This window comes from Streptomyces sp. NPDC054975 (assembly GCF_053609105.1).
Genome location: NZ_JBSGWV010000025.1, coordinates 52,224 through 77,965 on the forward strand (window position 1 = coordinate 52,224; position 25,742 = coordinate 77,965).

General features: G+C 73.6%; 24 protein-coding genes and 1 riboswitch. Of the genes, 14 read left to right on the forward strand and 10 right to left on the reverse strand.

The features are described from left to right. Nucleotides 1-3 precede the first annotated feature (3 nt). Complete coding sequence (locus ACWF79_RS21955; RefSeq protein WP_453729806.1) at nt 4-795, reverse strand: alpha/beta fold hydrolase; 792 nt, start codon at nt 793-795, stop codon at nt 4-6. Nucleotides 796-854: 59 nt separating this feature from the next. Between ACWF79_RS21955 and ACWF79_RS21960 the strand changes: the two genes are divergently transcribed. The 5 genes from ACWF79_RS21960 to ACWF79_RS21980 all read left to right on the forward strand — a co-directional run bounded on the left by ACWF79_RS21960 (nt 855) and on the right by ACWF79_RS21980 (nt 5,560). Then, on the forward strand, nt 855-2,255 hold the full coding sequence (locus ACWF79_RS21960; RefSeq protein ID WP_453729807.1) for an aminotransferase-like domain-containing protein: 1,401 nt from the start codon (nt 855-857) through the stop codon (nt 2,253-2,255). A 304-nt stretch (nt 2,256-2,559) separates the two neighbouring features. Beyond that, entirely contained in the window at nt 2,560-2,982 is a 423-nt protein-coding gene (locus ACWF79_RS21965) for a RidA family protein (protein WP_453729808.1), read from the forward strand. A gap of 82 nt (nt 2,983-3,064) precedes the next feature. Then, nucleotides 3,065-3,547: a hypothetical protein gene (locus ACWF79_RS21970; protein WP_453729809.1), complete on the forward strand. Its 483-nt coding sequence runs from the start codon at nt 3,065-3,067 to the stop codon at nt 3,545-3,547. 184 nt (nt 3,548-3,731) lie between these two features. Next, complete coding sequence (locus tag ACWF79_RS21975; protein ID WP_453729810.1) at nt 3,732-4,700, forward strand: ATP-binding cassette domain-containing protein; 969 nt, start codon at nt 3,732-3,734, stop codon at nt 4,698-4,700. Next, entirely contained in the window at nt 4,697-5,560 is an 864-nt protein-coding gene (locus ACWF79_RS21980; RefSeq protein ID WP_453729811.1) for an ABC transporter permease, read from the forward strand. Before ACWF79_RS21975 ends, ACWF79_RS21980 begins: the two co-directional genes overlap by 4 nt. A 10-nt stretch (nt 5,561-5,570) precedes the next feature. Here the strand turns inward: ACWF79_RS21980 and ACWF79_RS21985 are convergent, their stop codons facing one another. The 3 genes from ACWF79_RS21985 to ACWF79_RS21995 form a co-directional block, all read right to left on the reverse strand. Then, nucleotides 5,571-5,942, reverse strand: a complete 372-nt coding sequence (locus ACWF79_RS21985) for a VOC family protein (RefSeq protein ID WP_453729812.1) — start codon at nt 5,940-5,942, stop codon at nt 5,571-5,573. Nucleotides 5,943-6,010: 68 nt separating this feature from the next. Then, the gene (locus tag ACWF79_RS21990) at nt 6,011-6,655 is read right to left on the reverse strand and encodes an FMN reductase (RefSeq protein WP_453729813.1); all 645 of its coding nucleotides are present in this window, start codon (nt 6,653-6,655) and stop codon (nt 6,011-6,013) included. A gap of 3 nt (nt 6,656-6,658) precedes the next feature. Further along, entirely contained in the window at nt 6,659-7,735 is a 1,077-nt protein-coding gene (locus ACWF79_RS21995; RefSeq protein WP_453729845.1) for an LLM class flavin-dependent oxidoreductase, read from the reverse strand. 107 nt (nt 7,736-7,842) lie between these two features. Between ACWF79_RS21995 and ACWF79_RS22000 the strand changes: the two genes are divergently transcribed. From ACWF79_RS22000 to cobM, 3 genes are read left to right on the forward strand one after another with little or no spacing between them, the layout of a single operon-like run. Beyond that, on the forward strand, nt 7,843-7,971 hold the full coding sequence (locus ACWF79_RS22000) for a DUF6126 family protein (RefSeq protein WP_453729814.1): 129 nt from the start codon (nt 7,843-7,845) through the stop codon (nt 7,969-7,971). A 33-nt stretch (nt 7,972-8,004) separates the two neighbouring features. Next, nucleotides 8,005-9,252 (forward strand): precorrin-6y C5,15-methyltransferase (decarboxylating) subunit CbiE, encoded by a 1,248-nt coding sequence (cbiE, locus tag ACWF79_RS22005; RefSeq protein WP_453729815.1) that lies wholly within the window; start codon nt 8,005-8,007, stop codon nt 9,250-9,252. Beyond that, nucleotides 9,249-9,998: a precorrin-4 C(11)-methyltransferase gene (cobM, locus tag ACWF79_RS22010; RefSeq protein WP_453729816.1), complete on the forward strand. Its 750-nt coding sequence runs from the start codon at nt 9,249-9,251 to the stop codon at nt 9,996-9,998. Before cbiE ends, cobM begins: the two co-directional genes overlap by 4 nt. A gap of 68 nt (nt 9,999-10,066) precedes the next feature. Here the strand turns inward: cobM and ACWF79_RS22015 are convergent, their stop codons facing one another. Further along, on the reverse strand, nt 10,067-10,141 hold the full coding sequence (locus tag ACWF79_RS22015; RefSeq protein WP_099895366.1) for a 50S ribosomal protein bL37: 75 nt from the start codon (nt 10,139-10,141) through the stop codon (nt 10,067-10,069). Nucleotides 10,142-10,222: 81 nt separating this feature from the next. Continuing rightward, entirely contained in the window at nt 10,223-11,341 is a 1,119-nt protein-coding gene (locus ACWF79_RS22020; RefSeq protein ID WP_453729817.1) for a cobalt-precorrin-5B (C(1))-methyltransferase, read from the reverse strand. 21 nt (nt 11,342-11,362) lie between these two features. Between ACWF79_RS22020 and ACWF79_RS22025 the strand changes: the two genes are divergently transcribed. The 5 genes from ACWF79_RS22025 (at nt 11,363) to ACWF79_RS22045 (ending at nt 16,792) form a co-directional block, all read left to right on the forward strand. Then, nucleotides 11,363-12,139, forward strand: coding sequence for a cobalt-precorrin-6A reductase (locus ACWF79_RS22025; protein ID WP_453729818.1), 777 nt, complete (start codon nt 11,363-11,365; stop codon nt 12,137-12,139). A 147-nt stretch (nt 12,140-12,286) separates the two neighbouring features. Continuing rightward, on the forward strand, nt 12,287-13,843 hold the full coding sequence (locus tag ACWF79_RS22030; RefSeq protein WP_453729819.1) for a serine hydrolase: 1,557 nt from the start codon (nt 12,287-12,289) through the stop codon (nt 13,841-13,843). A gap of 55 nt (nt 13,844-13,898) precedes the next feature. After that, nucleotides 13,899-14,582 carry a response regulator transcription factor gene (locus ACWF79_RS22035; RefSeq protein ID WP_453729820.1) on the forward strand — a complete coding sequence of 228 codons (684 nt, stop codon included), beginning with the start codon at nt 13,899-13,901 and terminating at the stop codon, nt 14,580-14,582. After that, a complete protein-coding gene (locus ACWF79_RS22040) occupies nt 14,575-15,681 on the forward strand; it encodes a sensor histidine kinase (protein WP_453729821.1) in 1,107 nt (368 codons plus the stop codon). The genes ACWF79_RS22035 and ACWF79_RS22040 overlap by 8 nt, the downstream gene beginning before the upstream one ends. 178 nt (nt 15,682-15,859) lie before the next feature. Continuing rightward, a complete protein-coding gene (locus ACWF79_RS22045) occupies nt 15,860-16,792 on the forward strand; it encodes an endonuclease/exonuclease/phosphatase family protein (protein WP_453729846.1) in 933 nt (310 codons plus the stop codon). 75 nt (nt 16,793-16,867) lie between these two features. Here the strand turns inward: ACWF79_RS22045 and ACWF79_RS22050 are convergent, their stop codons facing one another. Genes ACWF79_RS22050 through ACWF79_RS22060 form a run of 3 tightly spaced genes read right to left on the reverse strand, consistent with a single transcriptional unit; the run spans nt 16,868 to nt 20,279 of the window. Beyond that, entirely contained in the window at nt 16,868-18,376 is a 1,509-nt protein-coding gene (locus ACWF79_RS22050; protein WP_453729822.1) for a precorrin-2 C(20)-methyltransferase, read from the reverse strand. Continuing rightward, nucleotides 18,373-19,008: a precorrin-8X methylmutase gene (locus ACWF79_RS22055; RefSeq protein WP_393489157.1), complete on the reverse strand. Its 636-nt coding sequence runs from the start codon at nt 19,006-19,008 to the stop codon at nt 18,373-18,375. The genes ACWF79_RS22050 and ACWF79_RS22055 overlap by 4 nt, the downstream gene beginning before the upstream one ends. A gap of 14 nt (nt 19,009-19,022) precedes the next feature. Next, the gene (locus ACWF79_RS22060; protein ID WP_453729823.1) at nt 19,023-20,279 is read right to left on the reverse strand and encodes a cobalamin biosynthesis protein CobG; all 1,257 of its coding nucleotides are present in this window, start codon (nt 20,277-20,279) and stop codon (nt 19,023-19,025) included. Nucleotides 20,280-20,362: 83 nt separating this feature from the next. Continuing rightward, nucleotides 20,363-20,441, forward strand: a riboswitch (cobalamin riboswitch). A gap of 57 nt (nt 20,442-20,498) precedes the next feature. Here ACWF79_RS22060 and cobN point away from each other — a divergent pair. Then, nucleotides 20,499-24,101 carry a cobaltochelatase subunit CobN gene (gene cobN, locus ACWF79_RS22065; protein ID WP_453729824.1) on the forward strand — a complete coding sequence of 1,201 codons (3,603 nt, stop codon included), beginning with the start codon at nt 20,499-20,501 and terminating at the stop codon, nt 24,099-24,101. Here the strand turns inward: cobN and abc-f are convergent. Beyond that, nucleotides 24,098-25,690: a ribosomal protection-like ABC-F family protein gene (gene abc-f / locus ACWF79_RS22070; RefSeq protein WP_453729825.1), complete on the reverse strand. Its 1,593-nt coding sequence runs from the start codon at nt 25,688-25,690 to the stop codon at nt 24,098-24,100. The genes cobN and abc-f overlap by 4 nt on opposite strands. Between the last annotated feature and the right edge of the window lie 52 nt (nt 25,691-25,742).

Genomic DNA, 25,742 nt, shown 5'->3' on the forward strand with positions numbered 1-25,742 from the left:
TGTTCAGCTGGGCCGATCGAGTGAGCCGAGGAAGGCGGCCAGCGCCGCGTCGAACTCCTCCGGCCGTTCCAGGTTCGGCATGTGCGCGGCCCGCTCGACGACCACGAGCGTGGAGTGGGGCAGCGCCGCGTGCATCGCCTCCGCGTCCGCCACCGGCGTGAACGCGTCGTCGCGGCCGACCACGACCAGGGCCGGTACGGAGACGGTGGCCAGGAGCGCGCGGTAGTCGGGACGCTCGGCGCGGCCGCGCAGCGCCGCCGCCGCGCCCTCCGGGTCGGTGGCGAGCATCATCCGGTGGACGTGGGGCGCGGCGTGCGTGTTGTACGGGGCGATCATCCGGTCCAGGACCTCGTCGGCGTACCCCCGCATGCCCTCGCGGACGAGCCGCTCGGCCATGGCGTACCGGCCGGCCCTGCCCTCCTCGGTCTCGGCGGCGGGGGAGGTGTCGGCGAGGACGAGGCCGCGGACCCGGTCGGGGAAGAGGCGGTGGCACTCCATGACGATCTGGCCGCCCATGGACAGGCCGCCGAGGACGAACTCCTCGATGCCCAGGTGGTCGAGGAGCGCGGCGAGGTCGTCGGCGAAGACGGAGAGCGGGGTGGTGCCGGGGACGACGGTGGTGGCGCCGTAACCCCGCAGGTCGGGGGCGACGACCCGGTGCGTGGCGGAGAAGCGGTCGATCTGGTGGCGCCACATCGAGCGGTCGAAGGGGTGGCCGTGGACCAGGACCAGCGCGGGGCCGGTGCCCTTGTCCTCGTAGCCGATCGTGATTCCGTTGATCTCTGCGGAAGGCATGCTCGGAGGCTAGGCAGGCGCCGTCCCTCGGTGCAATGAGATCCTTTGCTCTCGGTGCAATGACGTCTGGAGGGTGTGCCGTGGAGGAGTACCGCAGGATCGCCGATCTGTTCGCACGGCGGATCGCGGACGGGCGGCTGCGCCCCGGCGACCGGCTGCCCCCGCAGAGGGTGCTCGCGCGCCGCCACCGGATCGCCAACTCCACGGCGATCCGGGTGTACGGAGAGCTGGCGAGGCGCGGTCTGGTCGTCGGCGAGGTGGGCCGTGGCACGTTCGTCCGGGCGGCTCCGCCGCCGCAGGGCGCCGCGCTCGCGCTCGCCGAGGCGACCGGGGAGGCACCGGTCGACCTCCAGCTCAACTACCCCGTCGCGCAGGGGCAGTCGGAGCTGATGGCCCGGGCGCTCGCCGCGCTCGCCCGCGCCGACGTCCTCGGCGAGGAGACCAGCCGTCCGGCGGCGGCCACCGGCACGGCCCGGGCACGGGCCGCCGCCGCGCGGGTGCTGGCCCGGCCGGGCTGGGCGCCCGACCCCGACCGGATCCTCTTCGCGGGCAACGGCCGCCAGGCCATCGCGGCGGCGCTCTCCGCGCTCGTCCCGCCCGGCGGCGCGCTGGGCGTCGAGGCCCTGACGTATCCGCTGGTCAAGACGGTGGCGGAGCGGCTCGGGGTACGGCTCGTGCCGATCGGGCTCGACGGGGAGGGGATGCGGCCGGACGCGCTGGCGGCCGCCCATCGCGCGGGCCCGCTCTCCGCCGTGTACGTCCAGCCGACCCTGCACAACCCGCTGTCCCTGACGGCGAGCCCGGAGCGGCGGGCCGAGCTGGCCGAGGTGCTGCGTGAGTCGGGCCTGCCCGCGATCGAGGACACCACCTGGGCCTTCCTCGTCCCGGACGCCCCGGCGCCCCTCGCCGCGTACGCCCCGGAGCGGGTGGTGCTCGTGGACAGCCTCTCCAAGCGCCTCGCGCCCGGCCTCACCGTCGGGCACCTGGTCGCGCCGGAGGCCCCGCTGGTGGACGACCTCGCGGGGGCGCTGCGCTCCGGCGCGTGGACGGCGGGCGGGCTCGCGCTCGCCGCGGCGACCCGGTGGGCGGCGGACGGCACGGTCGACGCGCTCGTGGCGGCGAAGCGCGCGGACGCGGCGGCCCGGCACGCGGTCGTGCTGCGGCACCTGGGCGCGTACCGGATCCGCACCTCGCCGCACGCGTACTACTGCTGGTGGGAGCTGCCGCCGCCCTGGCGGGCGGAGACCTTCGTGGCCGCGGCGGCGGAACGCGGCATCGCGCTGACCCCGGGCCCGGCGTTCGCCGTGGGCGGCCGCGGGAGCGGCCCGGCCCCGGGGCGCGGCCTCGCACGCGGGGCGGCGGACGCGGTCCGGGTGGGCCTGGCGTCGCCGCCGGTACGGGTCCTGGCAGGCGCCCTCGCGCGGCTCGCGGACCTGGCGGAGCGGGGGCCGCGGGGGTGACCGGCGTCGCTCGGCATCCCGCGGCCATGACGGTGGCGGAATGGACGGGCCGGCGTGGGGTGTTGGCGGAAGCGGGGGTGATGTTGCGTGTCGGCCACGGGGGCTCTTGGGACGCCGCGGCCTGCCCTGCCGGACGGGCAGGACGCGAGGGCAAGGCGCCGCAGCGGGATCGCGGAGCTTCTGGCCTGCCACGTCGCCACGCAACCGCCCCTCCCGGCGGTCTGATCACCGACCCGCCCACGATCACCGCGCCCACCTCGGCCACCTGCGTGACGGCCGTACTCCCCAGAAGGAAGCACACCGCATGAGCACCGACCAGCGCACCATCACCAACCCGGCCACGCTCCACGACCCGTCGCCCTTCGGCTACAGCCACGCGGTCTCCGCGCCCGGCGAACTCGTCTTCATCGGCGGCCAGTACGCCTCCGACGAGACCGGCGCCCCCGTCCCCGGGGACTTCGCCGCCCAGGTCGAGCTGGCCTTCACTCGCCTCCGCCTCGCCCTCGACGGCGTCGGGCTCGGCTTCGAGCACGTCGTGCGCCTCGGCACGTACATCGTCGAGCACGACCTCGGGAAGCTGGAGGTGCTGGGGAAGGCGCTGCACGGCGCGTTCGGGGAGCGGCTGCCCGCGCAGACGCTCAGCGGTGTCGCCGCCCTCGCGCTGCCCGGGATGCTCTTCGAGATCGACGCGGTCGCCGCACGGCCCGCGCCCGCTCCCGCGAGCTGACCCGCCCGGGTTGCGGTGGCGGGGGCTCCGGGTGTGCCCTTGAGGGTGAGGCGAGGGGGGCCAGAGCGAAGGAGCGCCCGTCATGGCCGCACACGCAGCGATACCGACGCGACGGCACACGCGACGGCACATGAGCACCCACGGCTGGGGCCTGCCCGTGACGCTGGGCCTCGCCTACGGCATCTACGCGGCCGCCATCCAGCGCTCCGGCGGCGTCATCACCTGGGGCCAGGTCGTCCTCGGACTGGTCTCCGGTGTGATGCTGGCCGGCGCGGTGTACGCGCTGCGGACGTGGGGCCGCGTCCTGCCGCGCGAACTGCGCGCGGCGGCCTGGGCGGTGCTCGCCGGCTGTGCGATCGGCTTCCTGTTCAGCCTGTCCCGCGCGAGCGTCCTGTCCGGGGCGGTCCTGGGCCTGGTGGTGGCGGCGGGCACTTTCATCACCGCGTTCTACCTCTTCTACACGCACGAGCCCGCCACGCCCGAGACGCTGCCCGCCCGCCGCTCGCCCAAGCCCCCGGCACCCGCGGCACCCCCGTCCTCGCGCCCGTACCCGCCCGCGCCGTAACGACCCGTCCGGCGGCGCCCGCCCGCGCCGTGACGACCCCCTCCGGCGGCGCCCGTACGCCACCGCCACGGCGGCGAGCAGCGGGCGCCCGCCCCGGGGTACAGGCGTTCCCCCTGGCATCCGGGCGACCTTCGTCGGAGACTGGTTGAAGCGACCGCGCATCCGGCAGCCGGGAGGACAGGGCATGACCGACCTCGCCATCGAGACCGAGGGGCTGGTCAAGGTCTTCGGCACGAACCGTGCCGTCGACGGCATCGACCTCCGCGTACCCGCCGGGACGGTCTACGGCGTCCTCGGCCCCAACGGCGCCGGAAAGACGACGGCCGTCAAGATGCTCGCGACCCTGCTCCGCCCCGACGGCGGCCGGGCGCGCGTCTTCGGCAAGGACGTCGTCAAGGACGCCGACACCGTGCGCGGGCGCGTCAGCCTCACCGGCCAGTACGCCTCCGTGGACGAGGACCTCACCGGCACCGAGAACCTCGTCCTGCTCGCCAGGCTCCTCGGCCACACCCGCCCCGACGCCCGCGCGCGCTCGGCGCAGCTGCTCGAAGCGTTCGGGCTCGCGGAGGCCGCCGACAAGCAGATCAAGAACTACTCGGGCGGCATGCGGCGCCGTATCGACATCGCCGCGTCCATCCTCAACACCCCCGACCTGCTCTTCCTCGACGAACCGACCACCGGCCTCGACCCGCGCTCCCGCAACCAGGTCTGGGACATCGTCCGCGCGGTCGTCGCGCAGGGCACCACGGTCCTGCTCACCACGCAGTACCTGGACGAGGCGGACCAGCTGGCCTCCCGTATCGCCGTCATCGACCACGGCAAGGTCATCGCGGAGGGGACGAAGGGCGAGCTGAAGGCCTCCGTCGGCTCGGGCTCGGTGCACGTACGGCTCCGGGACGCCGAGCAGCGTCCGGAGGCCGAGCGGGTCCTCCGGGAGGCCCTGAAGGCCACCGTGCAGCTCGAACCGGACCCGGTCGCCCTCACCGCCACCGTCGACGGCCGGGGCACGGACCTGGGCGCCGCCGAGCAGGCCGCCCGGGCCCTGGCGGAGCTGGCGCGGGCCGGCATCACGGTCGACAACTTCGGGCTCGGCCAGCCCAGCCTCGACGAGGTGTTCCTGGCGCTGACGGACAGGAAAGGAACGGCGGCATGACCACCGTCACCACCGGCAAGGACACGCAGACCGACACCCTCGACTTCGTCGCCCCGAAGGCGGACGAGCTCGCGGCGCTGCTCGTCGGGCAGACCCGCCCGCCCCGCCCGAGCGCGCTCTCCGCGTCGCTGACCTTCGGCTGGCGGGCCATGCTGAAGATCAAGCACGTGCCGGAGCAGCTGTTCGACGTGACGGCGTTCCCGATCATGATGGTGCTGATGTACACGTACCTCTTCGGGGGCGCGCTGGCCGGTTCGGTCGGGGAGTACATCCAGTTCCTGCTGCCGGGCATCCTCGTGATGAGCGTCGTGATGATCACGATGTACACGGGTGTGTCGGTCAACACCGACATCGAGAAGGGCGTCTTCGACCGCTTCCGTACGCTGCCGATCTGGCGGCCCGCGCCGATGGTCGGCTATCTGCTGGGCGACGTCGTGCGCTATCTGATCGCCTCGGCGGTGATGCTCACCGTCGGCGTGATCATCGGCTACCGGCCGGACGGCGGGATCGCCGGTGTGCTGCTCGGGGTGGCGCTGCTGGTGGTCTTCGCGTTCGCGTTCTCGTGGATCTGGACCATGTTCGGTCTGATGCTGCGCAGCGAGAAGTCGGTCATGGGCGTCAGCATGATGGTGATCTTCCCGCTGACGTTCCTGTCCAACGTGTTCGTCGACCCGAAGACGATGCCCGGCTGGCTGCAGGCCTTCGTGAACAACAGCCCGGTGACGCATCTGGCGACGTCGGTGCGGGAGTTGATGGCCGGGAACTGGCCGGCGGCGGACATCGCCTGGTCGCTCGGGTGGTCCGCGCTGTTCGTGGTGGTCTTCGGCGCGGTCACGATGCGGCTCTACAACCGCAAGTGACCGCGCGCGTTCACCGGCCCCGAGGCGTCGTCTGCTGCACCGCCCAGCGGTTGCCGTCCGGGTCGGCGAAGTAGACGAACGAGCCCCAGGGCTGGTCGTCGATCTCGGTGACCTCCACGCCGCGCCCGGTGAGGTCGGCGTGCGCCTCCTCGATGTCCGTGACGACGACCTGCATGTTGTCGAGGGAGCCCGGCGTCATCTCGGTGATGCCCTTGCCGAAGGCGATCGAGCAGGCCGAGCCCGGCGGCGTCATCTGGACGAAGCGGATCTCGTCGCTGACGGTCACGTCGTGGTCGGCGTGGAAGCCCACCTTCTCGTAGAAGGCCTTGGCCCGGTCCACGTCGGAGACGGGCACACCGATCAGTTCGAGCTTGATGTCCATGAGGGCATCATGCGCCCGCCGGGCTCCCGCCGCATGGCAAACCGGTGCGGCGGCCAGGGCGTGTCCCCCTATCCCAGGCGGAGGTCGGCGAGCCGGCGCTCGAAGGGCACGACCTCGTCGTCGTCCGCGGCCCCGGCCGGGCCCCTGGCCGCGACGAGTTCGGCGAACTCGTGCCCGGCACGGGCGATCCGGGACGGCAGGCCGTCGCCCCCGAAGCCGATCGGAAGCGCTTCGTCGCCGCCGGAACCCCAGTCCTCCGAGGCCGCGTAGACGGCCGTCGGGGCGACGAGGGCCCGCAGGTAGGCGAAGAGCGGGCGGAGCGCGTGGTCGAGGACGAGGGAGTGTCGGGCCGTGCCGCCGGTCGCGCCGATGAGCACCGGCGTGCCGGTCAGCGCGGCCGGGTCGATCAGGTCGAAGAACGACTTGAACAGGCCGCTGTACGAGGCGGTGAAGACGGGCGTCACCGCGATCACCCCGTCGGCGCCGGCCACCGCGTCGATCGCGTCCTGGAGCTGCCCCGAGGGGAAGCCCGTCACGAAGTTCTTCGCGATGTCGACGGCGAGGTCGCGCAGTTCGACGACCCGCACCTCGACGGCGTACTCCTGCTCGGTCAGCCGCTCCCGCGCCGCCTGGGCGAGCCGGTCGGTGAGCAGCCTCGTCGAGGACGGGGCGCTCAGCCCGGCGGACACGGCGACCAGCTTCAGGGTCTGCATGACTTACGCCTCCTGCTTGCGTACGGCGGGGTGGAGCGGGGCGGTCTCCGGGACGCCGGCGGGCCGCAGGTTGGCGAACTCCTTGCGCAGCACCGGGACGACCTCCTCGCCGAGGATGTCGAGCTGCTCCAGGACCGTCTTCACGGGCAGGCCCGCGTGGTCCACCAGGAAGAGCTGGCGCTGGTAGTCACCCACGTACTCCCGGAAGGACAGGGTGCGTTCGATGACCTCCTGCGGCGAGCCGACGGTGAGCGGCGTCTCGCGGGTGAACTCCTCCAGGGAGGGGCCGTGGCCGTAGACGGGCGCGTTGTCGAAGTACGGGCGGAACTCCCGTACCGCGTCCTGGGAGTTCTTCCGCATGAAGATCTGACCGCCGAGGCCGACGATGGCCTGCTCGGGGGTGCCGTGGCCGTAGTGCGCGTACCGCCGGCGGTAGAGACGGACCATCTTCTCGGTGTGCTGCTTGGGCCAGAAGATGTGGTTGGCGAAGAAGCCGTCGCCGTAGTACGCGGCCTGCTCGGCGATCTCGGGGGAGCGGATCGAGCCGTGCCAGACGAACGGCGGGACGCCGTCCAGCGGGCGGGGCGTGGAGGTGAAGCCCTGCAGCGCGCTGCGGAACTTGCCCTCCCAGTCGACCACGTCCTCCCTCCACAGCCTGTGGAGGAGCGCGTAGTTCTCGATGGCGAGCGGGATGCCCTGGCGGATGTCCTGGCCGAACCACGGGTAGACGGGGCCGGTGTTGCCGCGACCCATCATCAGGTCGACGCGGCCGTCGGCGAGGTGCTGGAGGGTGGCGTAGTCCTCGGCGATCTTCACCGGGTCGTTGGTGGTGATCAGCGTCGTGGAGGTGGAGAGGATCAGGTTCTCGGTCCGCGCGGCGATGTGCCCGAGGAGAGTCGTCGGGGAGGACGGCACGAACGGCGGGTTGTGGTGCTCGCCGGTCGCGAAGACGTCGAGCCCGACCTCCTCCGCCTTGAGCGCGATGGCGACGGTGTTCTTGATCCGCTCGTGCTCGCTCTGGGTGCGGCCGGTCGTGGGGTCGGTCGTCACGTCACCGACGGTGAAGATCCCGAACTGCATCGTGCTCACCTCTCGCCTCTCGCCTTCACGGCTGTTGGTTGAATCATAAACTATTTGCCTCAACGGTGCGAGCCCGTGCCCTGTTCCCGGCCCGTACGCTGTCTGTCATGTCCGACTACGAGCGCTGGAAGGAGCGAGGCGTCGCCCTGCGCGTCTTCGTGTACGTCTTCGCCACGCACGCTTTCGCGGGCTTCGTCTGGCTGCTCTTCCTTGTCGGCCAGAACGCCCAGAAGTAGCGGCCCAGGAGGGCTCCCGTAGAGTTCGCCGACGTGAGCTCCGTTCCTCCCGCCCCTCCATCCGCGATATCGGTCGTCGGGATCGGCGCGGACGGCTGGGACGGCCTTCCCGCCCGGTCCCGCCGCGTCCTCGGCTCCGCCGAGGTCCTGATCGGCGGCCCCCGCCAGCTCGACCTGCTGCCCGCCGCCGAGTGCCCCGGTGAGCGCGTCGCCTGGCCCTCGCCTCTGCGGCCCGCCGTCCCCGGCCTCCTCGCCGCGCACGAGGGCCGCTCCGTCGCCGTCCTCGCCAGCGGGGACCCGACGTTCTACGGGATCGGCCGCACGCTCGCCGAGACGGTGGGCGCCGAGCGCCTGCACGTCCTGCCGCACCCCTCCTCCGTCTCCTACGCCTGCGCCCGCCTGGGCTGGCCCCTGGAGGCCGTGGAGACGGTCTCGCTGGTGGGCCGGGCCCTCGCGGCGCTCTCCGCCTCCCTCCATGACGGCCGCCGGCTGCTCGTGCTCAGCGAGGGCGCGCGGACCCCCGCCGAGGTCGCGGGGCTCCTGCGGGAGAAGGGCTTCGGCGGGAGCCGGATGCGGGTCCTCGAGCAGCTCGGCTCGGACCGTGAGCGGATCGTGGACGGTACGGCGGAGGCCTGGACGGCCGACGCGGTGGACCCCCTGAACGTGATCGCCCTCGACCTCGTCCGCTCCCCCGAGGCCCTGCGGCTCGGCGCCGTACCCGGGCTGCCGGACGCGGCCTACGAGCACGACGGGCAGCTCACCAAGCGGTACGTCCGCGCGGCGACGCTCGCCGCGCTCGCGCCCGCGCCCGGGGAGCTGCTCTGGGACATCGGCGGCGGCTCGGGCTCGATCGGCATCGAGTGGATGCGGACGGACCGGTCCTGCCGTGCGGTGGCCGTGGAGAAGGACCCGGAGCGTGCCTCCCGGATCGCCCGTAACGCGGCGGCCCTCGGCGTCCCCGCGCTCCAGGTCGTCACGGCGTCCGCCCCCGACGGCCTCGCCGACCTCCCCACGCCCGACGCGATCTTCATCGGCGGCGGTCTGACGGCCCCCGGGCTTCTCGACGCCTGCTGGGGCGCGCTGCCGGCGGGCGGACGCCTGGTCGCCAACACCGTGACCCTGGAGTCCGAGGCGTTGCTCGCGCGGTGGTACGGCGAACACGGCGGCGAGCTGGTCCGGCTCGCCGTCGCCCAGGCCGTCCCCGTGGGCGGTTTCACCGGCTGGCGGCAGGCGATGCCGGTCACGCAGTGGTCCGTAACGAAAGCAGGAGCTGGAGCATGACCGTCTACTTCATCGGCGCGGGCCCGGGCGCGGCCGACCTGATCACGCTGCGGGGCGCCCGCACCCTGGCCTCCTGCGGCGTCTGCCTCTACGCGGGCTCCCTGGTGCCGCGCGAGCTGCTCGCCGAGTGCCCGCCGGACGCGCGCCTGGTCGACACGGCGGACCTGGACCTGGACCGGATCGTCGCCGAGTTCGTCCGCGCCCACGAGGCCGGGCAGGACGTGGCGCGGCTGCACTCGGGCGACCCGTCGGTCTTCAGCGCGGTCGCGGAGCAGATGCGCCGCCTGGACGCGCTGGGCATCCCGTACGAGGTCGTGCCGGGCGTCCCGGCGTTCGCGGCGGCGGCCGCCGCGCTGGGGCGGGAGCTGACCGTCCCGACGGTCGGCCAGACGGTGATCCTGACCCGCATCGCCCAGCAGGCCACCCCGATGCCGGAGGGCGAGGACCTGGCGACCCTCGGCCGCAGCGGCGCGCTGATCGTCCTGCACCTGGCGGCCCGGTACGTCGACCGGGTCGTCGCCGAGCTGGAGCCGCACTACGGCACGGACTGCCCGGCGGCGGTCGTGGCGATGGCCAGCCGCCCGGACGAGGTCGTGCTGCGGGGCACCCTGGCGGACATCGCGGACCAGACGAAGGCGGCCGGCATCACGAAGACGGCGGTGATCCTGGTCGGCCGGACTCTCGCGGCCTCACAGTTCCGCGACAGCCACCTCTACGACCCGGCGCGCGACCGCCACGTCTGCTGACGCCCCACTCTCCTGACGACGCCAGGCCGGGCCCCGAGGGGGGTCCGGCCTGGCGTCACCCACCACGGTCAGGCGTTGGGACGCTTGCCGTGGTTCGCCTTCTTCTTCTTGCGGGCCCGCTTCTTGTTGCCGCGCTTCGCCATGGGACTCCCTCTCGATAGGGGTTCTGCCGCCCGCCAGCCTAGGTTCGGACGGTGCCCGCCGCATCCGCCACGCCGGTATCGCTACGGCCCCGTCGGCGCCGAGCGGCCCACCACTGTGCCCGCGCGGTCGATGCAGACGACGTCGACAGTGACCGGGGCGCCGCGCAGGACCGCGAGGGACTCGTCGCGGGCGCGGGTGGCGACCAGGTCTCCGAGGGGGACGCCGGCGGCCTCGCAGAGGCGGAGGGCCGCCAGGCCGGTGTTCGCCTCGGTGATCTCCGTGGCGAGCGCCTCGGAGGCGCCGCCCGTGCGGGCCAGGTCGGCGAGGAAGGCCTTGTCGACCTGCGAGCGGGCGGAGTGGAGGTCCAGATGGCCCGCCGCGAGCTTGGACAGCTTGGCGAAGCCACCGCAGACCGTGAGCCGGTCGACCGGGTGGCGGCGGATGTACTTGAGGACGGCGCCCGCGAAGTCGCCCATGTCGAGCAGGGCGATCTCCGGAAGGTCGTACAGCGTCGTCACCGTCCGCTCCGAGGTGGAGCCGGTGCAGCCCGCCACATGGGTCAGGCCCGCCGCGCGGGCCACGTCCACGCCCCGCCGGATGGAGTCGATCCACGCCGAGCACGAGTAGGGGACGACCACGCCGGTCGTGCCCAGGATCGACAGGCCTCCGAGGATCCCGATCCTCGGGTTCCAGGTGGAGCGGGCGATCTCCTCGCCGTGGTCGACCGAGACCGTGATCTCCACGTCGCCGCTCCCGCCGTGGGCCGCCGCGAGCTGGGCCACGTGCTCGCGCATCATCTGGCGCGGCACCGGGTTGATCGCCGGTTCGCCGACCTCCAGGGGCAGGCCCGGCAGCGTGACCGTACCGACGCCGGGACCGGCTCGGAAGACGACGCCGGAGCCGGGCGGGAGGATCCGTACCGTCGAGCGGATCAGCGCGCCGTGCGTGACGTCCGGGTCGTCGCCCGCGTCCTTCACGACCGCCGCCATCGCCGCGCCGCCGGACAGCTCCTCCGCCGCCAGCGCGAACGCCGGCTGCTGGCCCTTCGGCAGCGTGATCGTCACGGGGTCGGGGAAGTCGCCGGTCAGCAGCGCCGAGTACGCGGCCGTCGTCGCCGCCGTCGCGCACGCGCCGGTCGTCCAGCCGGGCCGCAGACCGGTGTGCTTGAGTTGGGCGTCGCGCCCGCCGCCCGCACTCATGAAGGGACTCCCATGGCTCCCGTGCACGTACTCATTCTCGGCGGGACCAGCGAGGCCCGCTCCCTCGCCGAGCACCTGCGGACGACGCTTCCGGCGCTACGGGTCACCAGCTCGCTCGCCGGGCGGGTCGCCGCGCCCCGGCTGCCCGCCGGGGAGGTCCGGATCGGCGGCTTCGGCGGGGTCGAGGGGCTCGTGGAGTGGGTGCGCGCGCACGCCGTGGACGCGGTCATCGACGCCACCCATCCCTTCGCGGAGACCATCAGCTTCAACGCGGCCCGGGCGGCCGCCACCGCCCATGTTCCCCTGCTGGCCCTGCGCCGCCCCGGCTGGGTCCCCGAGGAGGGCGACCGCTGGCACCAGGCCGGCTCCCTCGCGGAGGCGGCGCGGGTCCTGGACGAGCTCGGGCAGGGGCACCGGCCAGGGCCGGGGAGGGTGTTCCTGACGACCGGTCGGATGGGCCTCGCGGCCTTCGCCGACTGCCCGCAGTGGTTCCTCGTACGGTCCGTGGACGCGCCCGAGCCTCCGATGCCCGCGCGCACCGAAGTCCTCCTGGACCGGGGGCCGTTCACGCTCGACGGCGAGCGGGAGCTGATTGCCCGCCACGGCATCGACGTCCTCGTCACCAAGGACAGCGGTGGCGCCGCGACCGCCCCCAAGCTCCAGGCGGCCCGGGAAGCCGGCATCCCCGTCGTGGTCGTCCGCCGCCCGCCCGCCCCCGCCGGCGTCCCGGTGGTGACGACCGTCGAGGAGGCGGCGGCCTGGGTCACCGCCTCGGCGCCCGCGCCCCGGGCCCCGTGACGCCCCGGACCTCGAACGGCGCCCCCGCCCCGTGACGCCCCGGACGACGACGGGCGCCCCGCCGCGTGACGCCCCGGACGACGAACGGCGCCCCCGCCCCCTGACGCCCCGGACGACAAAGGGCGCCCCCGGGCGTTCAATGGAGGCGTGGGTACTGTCCAACGGCTGGTGGCGGTCGGGCTGACGGCCCTGCTGAGTACGGCCGTTCCTGTGGCGGCCGCAGCTCCCGGGCCCTCCCCGCCGCCGCCCCAGCCGCCCCCGCGGCTCGACGCGGCCGACGTGGAACGGGCCGTCGACCGGCTCGACGGCGTCGTGCGCCAGGCCATGGAGCGCACCGGCGTCCCGGGCGTCTCCGTCGCCGTCGTCCACGACGACAAGGTGCTCCGCGTGCAGGGTTACGGCGTGCGGAAGGCGGGCGAGGCGGCGAAGGTCGACGCCGACACCGTGTTCCAACTGGCGTCCGTGTCGAAGCCGATCGCGTCCACGGTCGTCGCCCAGGCCGCGGGCGTCGAAGGCTGGGACAAGCCCGTCGCCCCCAACCTCCCCGACTTCAAGCTCAAGGAGCCGTGGGTCTCCTCCCACGTCACGGTCGCCGACCTCTTCTCCCACCGCAGCGGGCTCCCCGACCACTCCGGTGACCTGCTCGAAGACCTCGGCTACGACCAGGAGTACATCCTGTCCCACCTGCGCCACGAGCCCCTCGCCCCGTTCCGCGCGAGCTACGCGTACACCAACTTCGGTCTCACCGCGGCCGCCGAGGCCGTCGCCGACGAGAAGGGGGTCGCGTGGGACAAGCTCGCCGACGACACCCTGTACAAGCCGGCCGGCATGGACGCCACCAGCTCGCGCTTCGCGGACTACGAGAAGGCGTCCAACCGTGCCTTCGGACACGTCGAGACCGGCGACCGCGTCTGGAAGCCGATGTTCGTACGCGACCCCGACGCCCAGTCCCCGGCCGGCGGAGTCAGCTCCACCGCGCGGGACATGGCGACCTGGGTACGCCTCCAGCTCGCGAACGGCAAGCTCGACGGCCGGCAGGTCATCGACGCCGACAGCCTGGAGCGCACCCACTGGCCGCACTCCGTGGCCAACCCGCCCTCCGCCCCGGCCGGCCGCACCGGCTTCTACGGCCTGGGCTGGAACGTGAGTTACGACGACGAGGGCCGGCTGCGCCTCTCCCACACGGGCGCGTTCGCGCTGGGCGCGCACACCAACGTCACGATGCTGCCGGGCGAGCAGCTCGGCATCGTCGTCCTCACCAACGGCGCCCCGGCGGGCGTGGCCGACGCCGTCGCCCTCGACTTCTTCGACATCGCCCAGACCGGGCAGCCCAGCCGCGACTGGATCCCGCTCGTCGACGCGCTGTACCAGCAGCAGGAGGACGCGGGCCGCTCCAGGACCGACTACGCCCGCCCGCCGTCCGACGCGACGCCGGGGAAGGACGCGGGCGCCTACGTCGGCACGTACACCAGCTACTTCTACGGTCCGCTGAAGATCACCGAGGGCGAGGGCGGGCAGTTGACGCTGGCCCTGGGACCGGAACCGGAGACGTACCCCCTGACGCACTACGACGGCGACACGTTCAGCTTCGAGACGCGGGGCGAGAACGCGGTCGGGCGGACCGGGGTGACGTTCTCCGCGGACGGCAGGACGGTCCGCGTCGAGTATCTGGACACGAACGGCCTCGGCACCTTCAGGCGGTAGCGCGGATGCGGTTTTCGATACGCCGACGATATGTGCCGACTCGTAGCCTGAACGCATGCGCGTATTGATCGTCGAGGACGAGCCCTATTTGGCGGAAGCCATCCGCGACGGCCTGCGCCTGGAAGCGATCGCGGCGGACATCGCGAACGACGGCGACACCGCTCTGGAACTGCTGGGCGTCAATTCATACGACATCGCCGTCCTCGACCGGGACATTCCCGGGCCGTCCGGTGACGAGGTCGCCACACGTATTGTCGCCTCCGGCAGCGGAATGCCGATCCTCATGCTCACGGCCGCCGCCCGTCTCGACGACAAGGCCACCGGGTTCGAGCTCGGCGCCGACGACTACCTCACGAAGCCGTTCCACCTCCAGGAACTCGTCCTCAGGCTCCGCGCCCTCGACCGCAGGCGCGCGCACAACAGGCCGCCGGTGCGGGAGATCGCGGGCCTGCGGCTGGATCCCTTCCGCAGAGAGGTGTACCGCGACGGCCGCCCTGTCGCCCTCACCCGGAAACAGTTCGCCGTGCTGGACGTCCTCGTCGCGGCGGAAGGCGGTGTCGTCAGCGCCGAAGAACTCCTGGAACGGGCGTGGGACGAGAATACGGACCCGTTCACCAACGCCGTGCGCATCACGGTATCGGCATTGCGCAAAAGGCTCGGTGAACCCTGGATCATCGCCACCGTGCCGGGCGTCGGCTACCGCATCGACACCGCACACGAGGGAGGCGGGCGTGGATAGGCGGCCCGGGTTGAGTGTGCGCCTCAAACTCACCCTCAGCTACGCCGGATTCCTCATGCTCGCCGGTGGCATGCTTCTCGCCGCGGTATGGGTGTTCCTTCTGCGGTACGTCCCCGAACGCGCGCTCATCGTCCCCGGATCCACCGACACCACGTACGACGTCTTTCCCATCCGCTCCAATCTTCTGCACGTCTTCGCGCCGAGGGCCCTCGCCGTACTGGCCGTCCTGCTGGTCGTGGGCATCGTGGGAGGGTGGATCCTCGCGGGTCGCATGCTCGCCCCGCTGACCCGCATCACGCACGCCACGCGCATGGCCACGAGCGGATCGCTCTCCCACCGCGTCCGGCTGCCGGGCCGCCAGGACGAGTTCCGCGAACTCGCCGACGCCTTCGACACGATGCTCACGCGGCTCGAAGCGCACGTCGCCGAGCAGCGGAGATTCGCGGCCAACGCCTCGCACGAACTGCGCACCCCGCTGGCGACCATGCAGGCGCTTCTCGACGTGGCCCGCGGCGATCCGGACCGCGACACCGGCGAACTCCTCGAACGCCTCCAGACCGTCAACGCGCGGGCGATCGACCTCACCGAGGCGCTGCTCGTGCTCAGCCGCGCCGACCAACTGGCCTTCACCCGGGAACCCGTCGACCTCTCCCTGCTGGTGGAGGAGGCCGCCGAGACCCTCCTCCCGCTCGCCGAGAAGCGCGGTGTCACCCTCGACATCGCCGGTGACATCGCCCCGGCCTTCGGGTCGCCGACGCTGCTGCTGCAGATGACGACGAACCTCGTGCACAACGCGATCGTGCACAACCTGCCGGGCCAGGGCTCGGTGCGGGTCACCACCGCCGTCCGGCCCGGGAGCGCGGTCCTCACCGTCGAGAACAGCGGCGAGAAGCTCTCCCCGCGGGTCGTCTCGACGCTCACCGAACCGTTTCAGCGGGGCGCCGAGCGCGTCCGCGACGACCACGGAGGGGTCGGCCTCGGCCTGGCCATCGTCCAGAGGATCGCCGAGGTCCACGACGGCTCCCTCTCCCTCGCCCCGCGCGCCGAGGGCGGCCTCCGCATCACCGTCCACCTGCCCGCCCCGCCCCCGGCCGAGTAGTTCAGGAAGTCGATCAGTGAGTGAATCCTCGCAGGACCGGGCGACCCGCCTCCTCTCCCGCCCGGCCCGTTCCCTTTCCCGCCCGGCCCGTTCGCTCTCCCGCCCGGTCCGTTCCCTTTCTCGCCCGGTCCGTTCGCTCTCCCGGCCGGAGCCGTGGAAGCGCGGCACGGCGCTCGCCGTGGCGGCGCTGCTGCTCGGTCTGGTCCTGCTGCTGCATGCGCGGGTCACGGACCTCGGGGGTCTCGGCAGCCTGGTGGAGACCTTCCTGCCGTGGTTCGGCCTGTGCGTACCGGTGCTCCTCGCCGGGGCGCTCTGGCGCCGCTCCGCCTCCGCGGTCGTCGCGCTGCTGCTGCCGGCCGTCACGTGGCTGAGCCTCTTCGGCGGGCTGCTCGGCGACAAGACGCACGCGGGCGGCGACCTCACCCTGGTCGGCCACAACGTCGGCGCGGGCAACCCCGACCCGGCCGGCACCGCCCGCGACCTGGTCGCCTCCGGGGCGGAGGTGCTGGCTCTGGTGGAGGTGGCCGAGCAGGTCCGGGGCACGTACGAGAAGGAGCTGGCGCAGGCGTACCCGTACCACACGGTGCTGGGCACGGTCGGGCTGTGGAGCAAGCTGCCGCTGTCCGAGACCCGGCCGGTCGACATCCAGCAGGACGCCGGGCCGCTGGGGGACGCCAAGCCCGCCGACGTCAAGCGGGCCTACAACCGGGCGCTGCGCGCCACGGTGGCCACGGACCAGGGTCCGCTGACGGTCTACGTGGCCCACCTGGGGTCCGTACGCCTGATGCCCAGGAAGGGTTTCTGGACCGAGAGCCGGGACCGTAACGCGCAGGCGCTCGCCGAGACCCTCGCCGCCGAGCGGAGCGAGCGGGTGGTGCTGCTCGGCGACCTGAACGGCACCTTGGACGACCGCGCGCTCGACGGCATCTCCGGGCGGTTGCGCTCGGTCCAGGAGGCCGCCGGTGACGGCTTCGGCTTCACGTGGCCGGCGGCCTTCCCGGTGGCGCGGATCGACCAGATCCTCGTCCGGGGCGTGGAGCCGGCGCGCTCGTGGGTCCTGCCGGACACCGGCAGCGACCACCTGCCGGTGGCGGCCACGATCAGCTGGTGAGACGGCGGGAGGCGAGGAGGCCGCCGCCCTCGGCCGCCTCACCGCCGTCCCCCGCCTCCCTGTCGACCGTCGTGGTCACGCCTCCGGGTACCGCCGGGGCGTCCAGGTGATCGTGCGGCCGTCGCCGCGCTCGACCGCCCGCGTCTGCGAGGAGCCGATGAGCAGCAGCGTGCGCATGTCGACCTCGCTCGGCTCCAGGGTCTTCAGGGTCACCACCCGCACGGACTGCTCCGGGCCGCCGACGTCCCGCGCCACGACCACCGGCGTCTCGGGCGAGCGGAGTTCGAGCAGCAGCTCGCGGGCGGCCGCCACCTGGTGCGTACGGGACTTGGAGCCCGGGTTGTAGAGGGCCAGGACCAGGTCCGCCTCCGTCGCCGCGCGCAGCCGTCCCGCGATGACCTCCCAGGGCTTGAGGCGGTCGGAGAGGGAGATGGTGGCGTAGTCGTGGCCGAGGGGGGCGCCCGCGGCGGCCGCCGCCGCGTTCGCGGCCGTCACGCCCGGCAGGACCCGTACGGGAACGTCCGCGTACCGCTCCTCCGACGCCACCTCCAGGACCGCCGTCGCCATGGCGAAGACCCCCGGGTCGCCGCCCGAGACGACCGCGACGCGCCGCCCGCGCCGCGCCAGGTCGAGCGCGAACTCGGCGCGCTCGGACTCGACCTTGTTGTCCGAGCCGTGCCGCCGCTGCCCGGGGCGCAGCGCCGGCACCCGGTCGAGGTACGTGGTGTATCCGACGAGGTCGTCGGCGTTGACGAGCGCGCCGCGCGACTCCGGCGTCAGCCAGGGCGCGCCCGCCGGTCCGGTGCCGACGACGACGACCTCGCCGCCGGTCTCCCGGGACTCGGGGGTGACGGCGTCGATCCGGGAGGGCAGCACGGCCACGGAGAAGTACGGGACCGTCTCGGGGTCCACGTCCGCCAGGGTCCCGGTGCGCTCGCCGGCCATGAACGCACGCTCCACGTACCGCGCGTCCTCCAGTCGGCCCGCCCGCTCCAGGGCGCGCCGCACGGTCGGGAACGTCCGGCCGAGCTTCATCACGACCGCCGAGTCGGTGCCCGCGAGCCGGGCCGTCAGCTCGTCCTCCGGCAGGGTGCCGGGGATGATCGTCAGGACCTCCTCCGCCTCGCACAGCGGCTCTCCGAGCCGGGCGGCCGCCGCGCTGACGGAGGTGACGCCGGGGATGACGGTGGTGTCGTAGCGGTGCGCGAGCCGCTTGTGCATGTGCTGGTACGAGCCGTAGAAGAGCGGGTCGCCCTCGGCGAGCACGGCGACGGTGCGGCCGGCGTCGAGGTGGGCGGCGAGGCGGGCGGCGGCCTCCTCGTAGAAGTCGTCGAGCGCGCCCCGGTAGCCGCCGGGGTGGTCCGTGGTCTCCACCGTGAGCGGGTACATCAGCCGCTCCTCGATGTGGTCGGCGCGCAGGTGCTCGGCCGCTATCGACCGGGCGATGGAACGGCCGTGACGGGCCGAGTGGTACGCGATCACGTCGGCGGCCGCGATGGCCTTCACGGCCGCGAGCGTCAGCAGCTCGGGGTCGCCCGGCCCGAGGCCGACCCCGTACAGCTTGCCGGTCGGGTGCGTGCTCATGCCTGGATCTCCGCTTCGTGGGCGAGGGCGTTGATGGCGGCGGCGGTCATGGCGCTGCCGCCGCGCCGGCCGCGTACGACGAGGTAGTCGAGGCCGAGCTGCTGCGCGGCCAGGGCGTCCTTGGACTCGGCGGCTCCGATGAACCCGACCGGTATGCCGAGGACGGCGGCCGGGCGCGGCGCGCCCTTGGCGATCATCTCCAGGAGGTGGAAGAGCGCGGTGGGCGCGTTGCCGATGGCGACGACGGAGCCTTCGAGGCGGTCGCGCCAGAGTTCGAGGGCGGCGGCGCTGCGCGTCGTGCCGAGTTCGGCGGCGAGCGCGGGCACGGACGGGTCCGAGAGCGTGCAGACGACCTCGTTGTCGGCGGGCAGCCGCCTGCGGGTGACGCCGCTGGCGACCATCTGCGCGTCGCAGAGGATGGGCGCGCCGGCGCGCAGGGCGGCGCGGGCGCGGGTGACGACCTGCGGGGAGTGGGCGATGTCGCGCACGAGGTCGGTCATGCCGCAGGCGTGGATCATGCGGACGGCGACCTGGGCGACGTCGGCGGGCAGACCCGCGAGGTCCGCCTCGGCGCGGATCGTGGCAAAGGACTGGCGGTAGATCTCCGCGCCGTCCTTCTCGTAGTCGAACATCCTGTTGCTCTCGCTCATCTCGTGGTCCGTGCGGTGGCGACCGCTTCGGGCAGTGCGGTACGGGAGGTGGGGGCGCCGTTCACCAGGTACGCGCCCTCGCCGGTGGCGACGATGTCGACCCAGGTCGCGGCCTGCGGGTGTCCGCACCGGCGCTCGCACCCGGAGAAGTGCACCGGAAGCCCGCCGTCGCCGGGGACGGCGTCCGCCCTGACGTCCGCGAGGGACTTCGCGCAGCCGGGACGGCCGGTGCAGGCACCGACACCGGCCCAGGGGTCGTCCGGGCGGGTGATCAGGCCGTACGTGTCGAGGGCGGCCAGGTGGCGCGCGGCGGCGGCCCGGTCGGCGAAGCCGGTGACGACGGCGCCGCGCCAGGGGGTGAGCCGCACCTCGCCGCCGGTCTCGGCGAGGGCCCGCAGCTGGGGAGCGGTCAGCCGTCCGAGGGGCGCGAGGACATGCAGGGCGTGCTCCCCGAGGAGCCCGGGCGCGGGCGGTGCGGCGCCCTGCGGAAGCGCGAGGTGCGCGGGTACGGGCTCCGCCTCGATCCTGGCCGCGGTGAGCGCCCCGGCCAGGTCCGGTACGTGCCCCTCGGGCAGCTCCCGCACCCGCCAGGCCCCGTTCCCGGCGGTGCGGGCGGCGTCCAGGAAGGCACCGGCCGCGGCGAGCGCGGCCCGGGGCGCGTCGGCGTCGGCGACCCGGAGGACCTGCGCGCCCACCCGGAGCCGTACGGACAGCCGCTCGGGCTCTCCTGCGATCAACGTCACATCTCCGCCGAGCCCGGCGACGTCCCCACGCCCGTCGTCCAGGACGAAGAGGAACCGACCGGACAGGGCCGCGGCCCACGCCTGCCCGCACAGCAGCCCGTCCAGCTCGCGGGCCCACAACTGCACGTCGGCGCGGCCGAGTCCGTCGAGCCCGGCCGTCGGGGACGCCACGATGTTCCGGACCCGCTCGTGGGTCGTGGAGGGCAGCAGCCCGGTGTCCGCAAGCACTTCCGCCAGCTCCGCCCCGCACCCGTCCCCGAGCCCCCGCAGCTCCACGTTGCCTCGGGAGGTGACGCTGACTCCGGCGTCCCCGAGCCGCTCCGCCACCGAGGCGAGGCACAGCACCTGACGAGAGGTCAACAACCCTGCGGGCAGCCGCAGTCGAGCCAGAAAGCCGTCATCGGCGGAGTGCAGCCGAAGCGCCCCGGGACAGGCGTCACCACGGTCCCGTATGAGCGGTTCGCCCGGGTTGGGCGGTGTGGGTGGGGTGGGCGGCATGGCGGCGAGCATACCGACGTCACCAGCGGTCCCCCTCCGGCCCGGAAGGCGCACGATCTACTATGCAATCCGGCATGGGGTCCCAGGGCCCCGGGGAGGAAGCCCGGTGAGAATCCGGCGCGGTCCCGCCACTGTGAGCCAGGTCCCGCGAGGGGCCGGGTGAGTCAGGAACTCCTGCCGTCCACACGACCACCCGGGGCGCGGACAACCCCGAGGAAGGCCTGCGCACGCATGCGAATTCTGTTGCTGTCGCACTCCGACACCGACCTGCTCAGCGCCCGCGCGGCCGGCGGTCCGGTCGCGTACCGGTTCGCCAACCCGTCCCGGCTCTCCCTGGACGACCTCCCCGGGCTCCTCGACGGCGCCGACCTCGTCCTCGTACGCCTCCTCGGCGGTCTGCGGGCCTGGGAGGACGGCCTCGACGCCCTGCGCGCCGCCGGGAAGCCGCTCGTCGTGCTCTCCGGCGAACAGGCCCCCGACGCCCAGCTCATGGAGGCGTCCACCGTCCCCGTCGGCGTCGCCACCGAGGCCCACGCCTACCTGGCGCACGGCGGCCCGGCCAACCTGGAGCAGCTCGCCCGGTTCCTCTCCGACACCGTGCTGCTCACCGGCCACGGTTTCGAGGCCCCGGCCGCCGCGCCGACCTGGGGCCCCTTGGAGCGCACCGCGCGCACCGAGGCCGGCCCGACGGTGGCCGTGCTCTACTACCGCGCGCACCACATGAGCGGGAACACCGCGTTCGTCGACTCCCTCTGCGAGGCGATCGAGGACGCCGGCGCCCGCGCCCTGCCGCTGTACGTGGCGTCCCTGCGCGCCCCCGAGCCGGAGCTGCTCGACACCCTGAGGTCCGCCGACTCCATCGTCACCACCGTCCTCGCCGCCGGCGGCACCAAGCCCGCCGAGGCGCAGGCCGGCGGGGACGAGGACGCCTGGGACGCGGGCGCGCTCGCCGCCCTCGACGTACCGATCCTGCAGGCGCTCTGCCTCACCGGTTCACGCTCGGCCTGGGAGGAGAACGACGAGGGGCTCTCGCCGCTGGACGCCGCGAGCCAGGTCGCCGTCCCCGAGTTCGACGGCCGGCTGATCACCGTCCCGTTCTCCTTCAAGGAGATCGACGAGGACGGGCTCCCGGCGTACGTCGCCGACCCCGAGCGGGCCGCCCGGGTCGCCGGGATCGCCGTCCGCCACGCCCGGCTTCGGCACATCCCGAACGCCGAGAAGAAGCTCGCGCTCGTCCTCTCCGCGTACCCGACGAAGCACTCCCGGATCGGCAACGCGGTCGGCCTGGACACCCCCGCGTCCGCCGTCGCCCTGCTCAACCGGCTGATCGCGGAGGGGTACGACTTCGGCCCGGTCGAGGAGATCCCGGGCCTGGTCTCCGGCGACGGCGACGAGCTGATCTACGCCCTGATCGAGGCCGGCGGCCACGACCAGGACTGGCTGACCGAGGAGCAGCTGGCCCGTAACCCGGTCCGCATCCCGGCCGCCGACTACAAGCGCTGGTACGCGACGCTCCCGGAGGAGCTGCGCGAGGGCGTCGAGCGGCACTGGGGTCCGCCGCCGGGCGAGATGTTCCTCGACCGGTCCCGCAACCCCGAGGGCGACATCGTCCTCGCGGCCCTGCGGCGCGGGAACCTGCTGATCCTCATCCAGCCGCCGCGTGGCTTCGGCGAGAACCCGATCGCGATCTACCACGACCCCGATCTTCCGCCGTCCCACCACTACTTGGCCGCCTACCGCTGGATCGCGGCGCGCGCCGAGGACGGCGGTTTCGGCGCGGACGCGATGGTCCACCTCGGCAAGCACGGCAACCTGGAGTGGCTGCCCGGCAAGAACGCGGGCCTCTCGGCCGCGTGCGGCCCGGACGCGGCGCTCGGCGACCTGCCGCTGGTCTACCCGTTCCTGGTCAACGACCCGGGCGAGGGCACGCAGGCCAAGCGGCGCGTGCACGCGACGCTCGTCGACCACCTGGTGCCGCCGATGGCCCGCGCCGACTCGTACGGCGACATCGCGCGCCTGGAGCAGCTGCTCGACGAGTACGCGCAGATCTCCTCCATGGACCCCTCCAAGCTGCCCGCGATCCGGGCGCAGATCTGGACTCTGATCCAGGCCGCGAAGCTCGACCACGACCTGGGGATGGAGGACCGGCCGGAGGACGACGGCTTCGACGACTTCCTGCTGCACGTCGACGGCTGGCTGTGCGAGGTCAAGGACGCGCAGATCAGGGACGGTCTGCACGTCCTCGGCGGGGCGCCGGTGGGTGAGGCACGGGTCAACCTCGTGCTCTCGATCCTGCGCGCCCGCCAGATCTGGGGCGGTACGCAGGCCCTGCCGGGGCTGCGCGAGGCCCTCGGCCTGGACGAGTCGGCAGCGACCCGGACCACCGCCGACGAGGCGGAGGCCGTCGCGCGCGAGCTGGTCGAGGCGATGGAGGCGGCGGACTGGTCGGTCGAGGCCGTGCCCGCGGTCGCCGCCGCGCACGGCCCGGACGTCGCCGCCGTCCTCCGTTTCGCGTGCGAGCAGGTCGTCCCGCGTCTCGCCGCCACCACCGACGAACTGACCCACGCCGTCCACGCGTTGAACGGCGGCTTCGTCCCGGCGGGCCCGTCGGGGTCGCCGCTGCGGGGTCTGGTCAACGTGCTGCCGACCGGCCGGAACTTCTACTCCGTCGACCCCAAGGCCGTCCCCTCCCGCCTCGCGTGGGAGACCGGCCAGGCGCTCGCCGACTCGCTCCTGGAGCGGTACCGCTCCGACAACGGCGACTGGCCGACCTCCGTCGGGCTCTCCCTCTGGGGGACGAGCGCGATGCGCACGGCGGGTGACGACGTCGCCGAGGCGCTCGCCCTCCTGGGCATCCGCCCCACCTGGGACGACGCCTCGCGCCGCGTCAACGGCCTGGAGGCGATCCCGCTCGCCGAGCTGGGCCGCCCGCGCATCGACGTCACGCTGCGCATCTCGGGCTTCTTCCGGGACGCGTTCCCGCACGTCATCGGGCTCCTCGACGACGCCGTACGGCTGGCCGCCTCGCTCGACGAGCCCGCCGAGGACAACTACGTACGGGCGCACGTGCAGGCCGATCTGGCCGAGCACGGCGACGAGCGGCGGGCGACCACGCGGATCTTCGGCTCGCGGCCGGGCACGTACGGCGCGGGCATCCTCCAGCTGATCGACTCGCGCGACTGGCGGACGGACGCGGACCTCGCCGAGGTGTACACGGTGTGGGGCGGGTACGCGTACGGCCGTGGGCTCGAAGGCCGCCCGGCCCGCTCCGAGATGGAGACGGCGTACAAGCGGATCGCGGTGGCCGCGAAGAACACGGACACGCGTGAGCACGACATCGCCGACTCCGACGACTACTTCCAGTACCACGGCGGCATGGTGGCGACCGTCCGCGCGCTGACCGGCTCGGCTCCCGAGGCGTACATCGGCGACTCCACCCGCCCGGAGACCGTCCGCACCCGGACGCTGGTCGAGGAGACCTCGCGGGTCTTCCGGGCCCGTGTGGTCAACCCGAAGTGGATCGAGGCGATGCGCCGCCACGGCTACAAGGGCGCGTTCGAGCTCGCGGCGACGGTCGACTACCTCTTCGGCTACGACGCGACGACCGGGGTGGTCGCCGACTGGATGTACGACAAGCTCACCGAGACGTACGTCCTCGACCCGGAGAACCAGGCCTTCTTGAAGGAGGCCAACCCCTGGGCCCTGCACGGCATCGCCGAGCGCCTCCTGGAGGCCGAGTCGCGCGGCCTGTGGGAGAAGCCGGACCCGCAGACCCTGGCCGCCCTGCGCCAGGTCTTCCTGGAGACGGAAGGCGACCTGGAGGGCGAGGACTAGGTCCTCTCGCTCGCCATCGCCGGCGCCGGGGCCAGTTCCAGGCGGCGGCCCCGGAAGCCGGACCGGATGCGGCGGTCGTGGGTGACGATCACCAGCGTGCCGGGGTAGTGGGCGAGCGCGGCCTCCAGCTCGTCCACCAGGCCGGGGGCCAGGTGGTTGGTCGGTTCGTCGAGGAGGAGCAGGTCCGCCGGGCGGGTGACCAGGCGGGCCAGCTCCAGCTTCCGGCGCTCGCCTGCCGACAACTCCCGTACGGTTACGGCCAGATGGGCTGCCGTGAAGAGGCCCAGGCGGAGGAGTTCGTCCTCGCGGCCCTCGCCGAACGCCTGCGCCACCGTGCGCGGATCGTCCGGCAGGGCGGCGTCCTGGCGGAGCGTCCCGACCCGGCGCGGCGCCGTCACCGACCCTTCGTCCGGGGCGAGTTCGCCCGCGAGGACCTTGAGGAGCGTGGTCTTTCCCGCGCCGTTGGGGCCGGTGACGAGGAGGCGTTCGCCGGGGGCCAGGCGCAGGGAGTCCAGGCGCAGCCGCCCTTCCACCCGTACGTCGGTCAGGGCGACCGCGCCCGCCGCCCGGCCCTCGAAGGCCGCCGTGAACCGCAGCGGCCGCGGGGGCTGGGGCACCGGGTTCTCGGTGAGCCGGTGGAGCTTCTCCCGCGCGGCCCGGATGCGGCTCATCGCGCCGTGCGCCCGTGACCGGGCCCGGAAGGCGCCCGCCCCGCTGAAGGCCGCGGGGGCCTTGCGGGGGATGGCGGAGAAGCGGTCGATGGTCGAGTCGGCGAGGGCCGTGTACCGGGCGATCTCGGTCCGGTACTCCTCGTACTCCCGCTCCCACCGGGCCCGTTCGGCGGCGCGGCCGGTGAGGTAGCCGGCGTAGCCGTTGCCGTAGCGGTGGACGGTGCGCAGCTCGCCGTTGACCTCCAGGACGGTGGTGGTGACCCGGTCGAGGAAGGTCCGGTCGTGGGTGACGGCGACGACCGTGCCCCGGTGGGCGCGCAGCCGCTCCTCCAGCCAGGCGACGGCCTCGTCGTCGAGGTCGTTGGTCGGTTCGTCGAGGAGGAGGAGTTCGGGGTCGGCGGCGAGGACGGCGGCGAGCGCGAGGCGGGAGCGCTGACCCCCGGAGAGCGTGCCGAGGAGCCGGTCGCGCCTCGGCGGGGCGCTCTCGCCGAGCTGCCGCAGGGTGGTCTCGACCCGCCGGTCGGCGTCCCGCCCGCCGCGCGCCTCGTACGCGGCGAGGAGCGCGGCGTACCCGTCGAGGTCCCCGGTCTCCTGGAGCTCCGCCTCGGCCGCCCGGATCGCCCGCTCCAGCTTCCGTACGTCGGCGAGCGCGAGGTCGACGGCGTCGCCGACGCTCGCCGTGCCGGGGAGGTCCAGGGTCTGGGCGAGGTGGCCGAGGCCGCCGGGGGCGTCGACGGCGACGGTGCCGTTGTCGGGCCGCTCCTGTCCGGCGAGGAGCCGCAGGAGGGTGGACTTCCCGGACCCGTTGTCGCCGACGACGCCGACGCGCTCGCCGGGCCGGACGGTGAGGGAGACGCGGTCGAGGACGAGCCGGTCGTCGTAGCGCTTGGTGACGTCGGTGAGATGGACACGGAACAAGAGCGACTCCCGTCATGGATCACACGAGACGTCTCGTCTCGTTGAGATGACT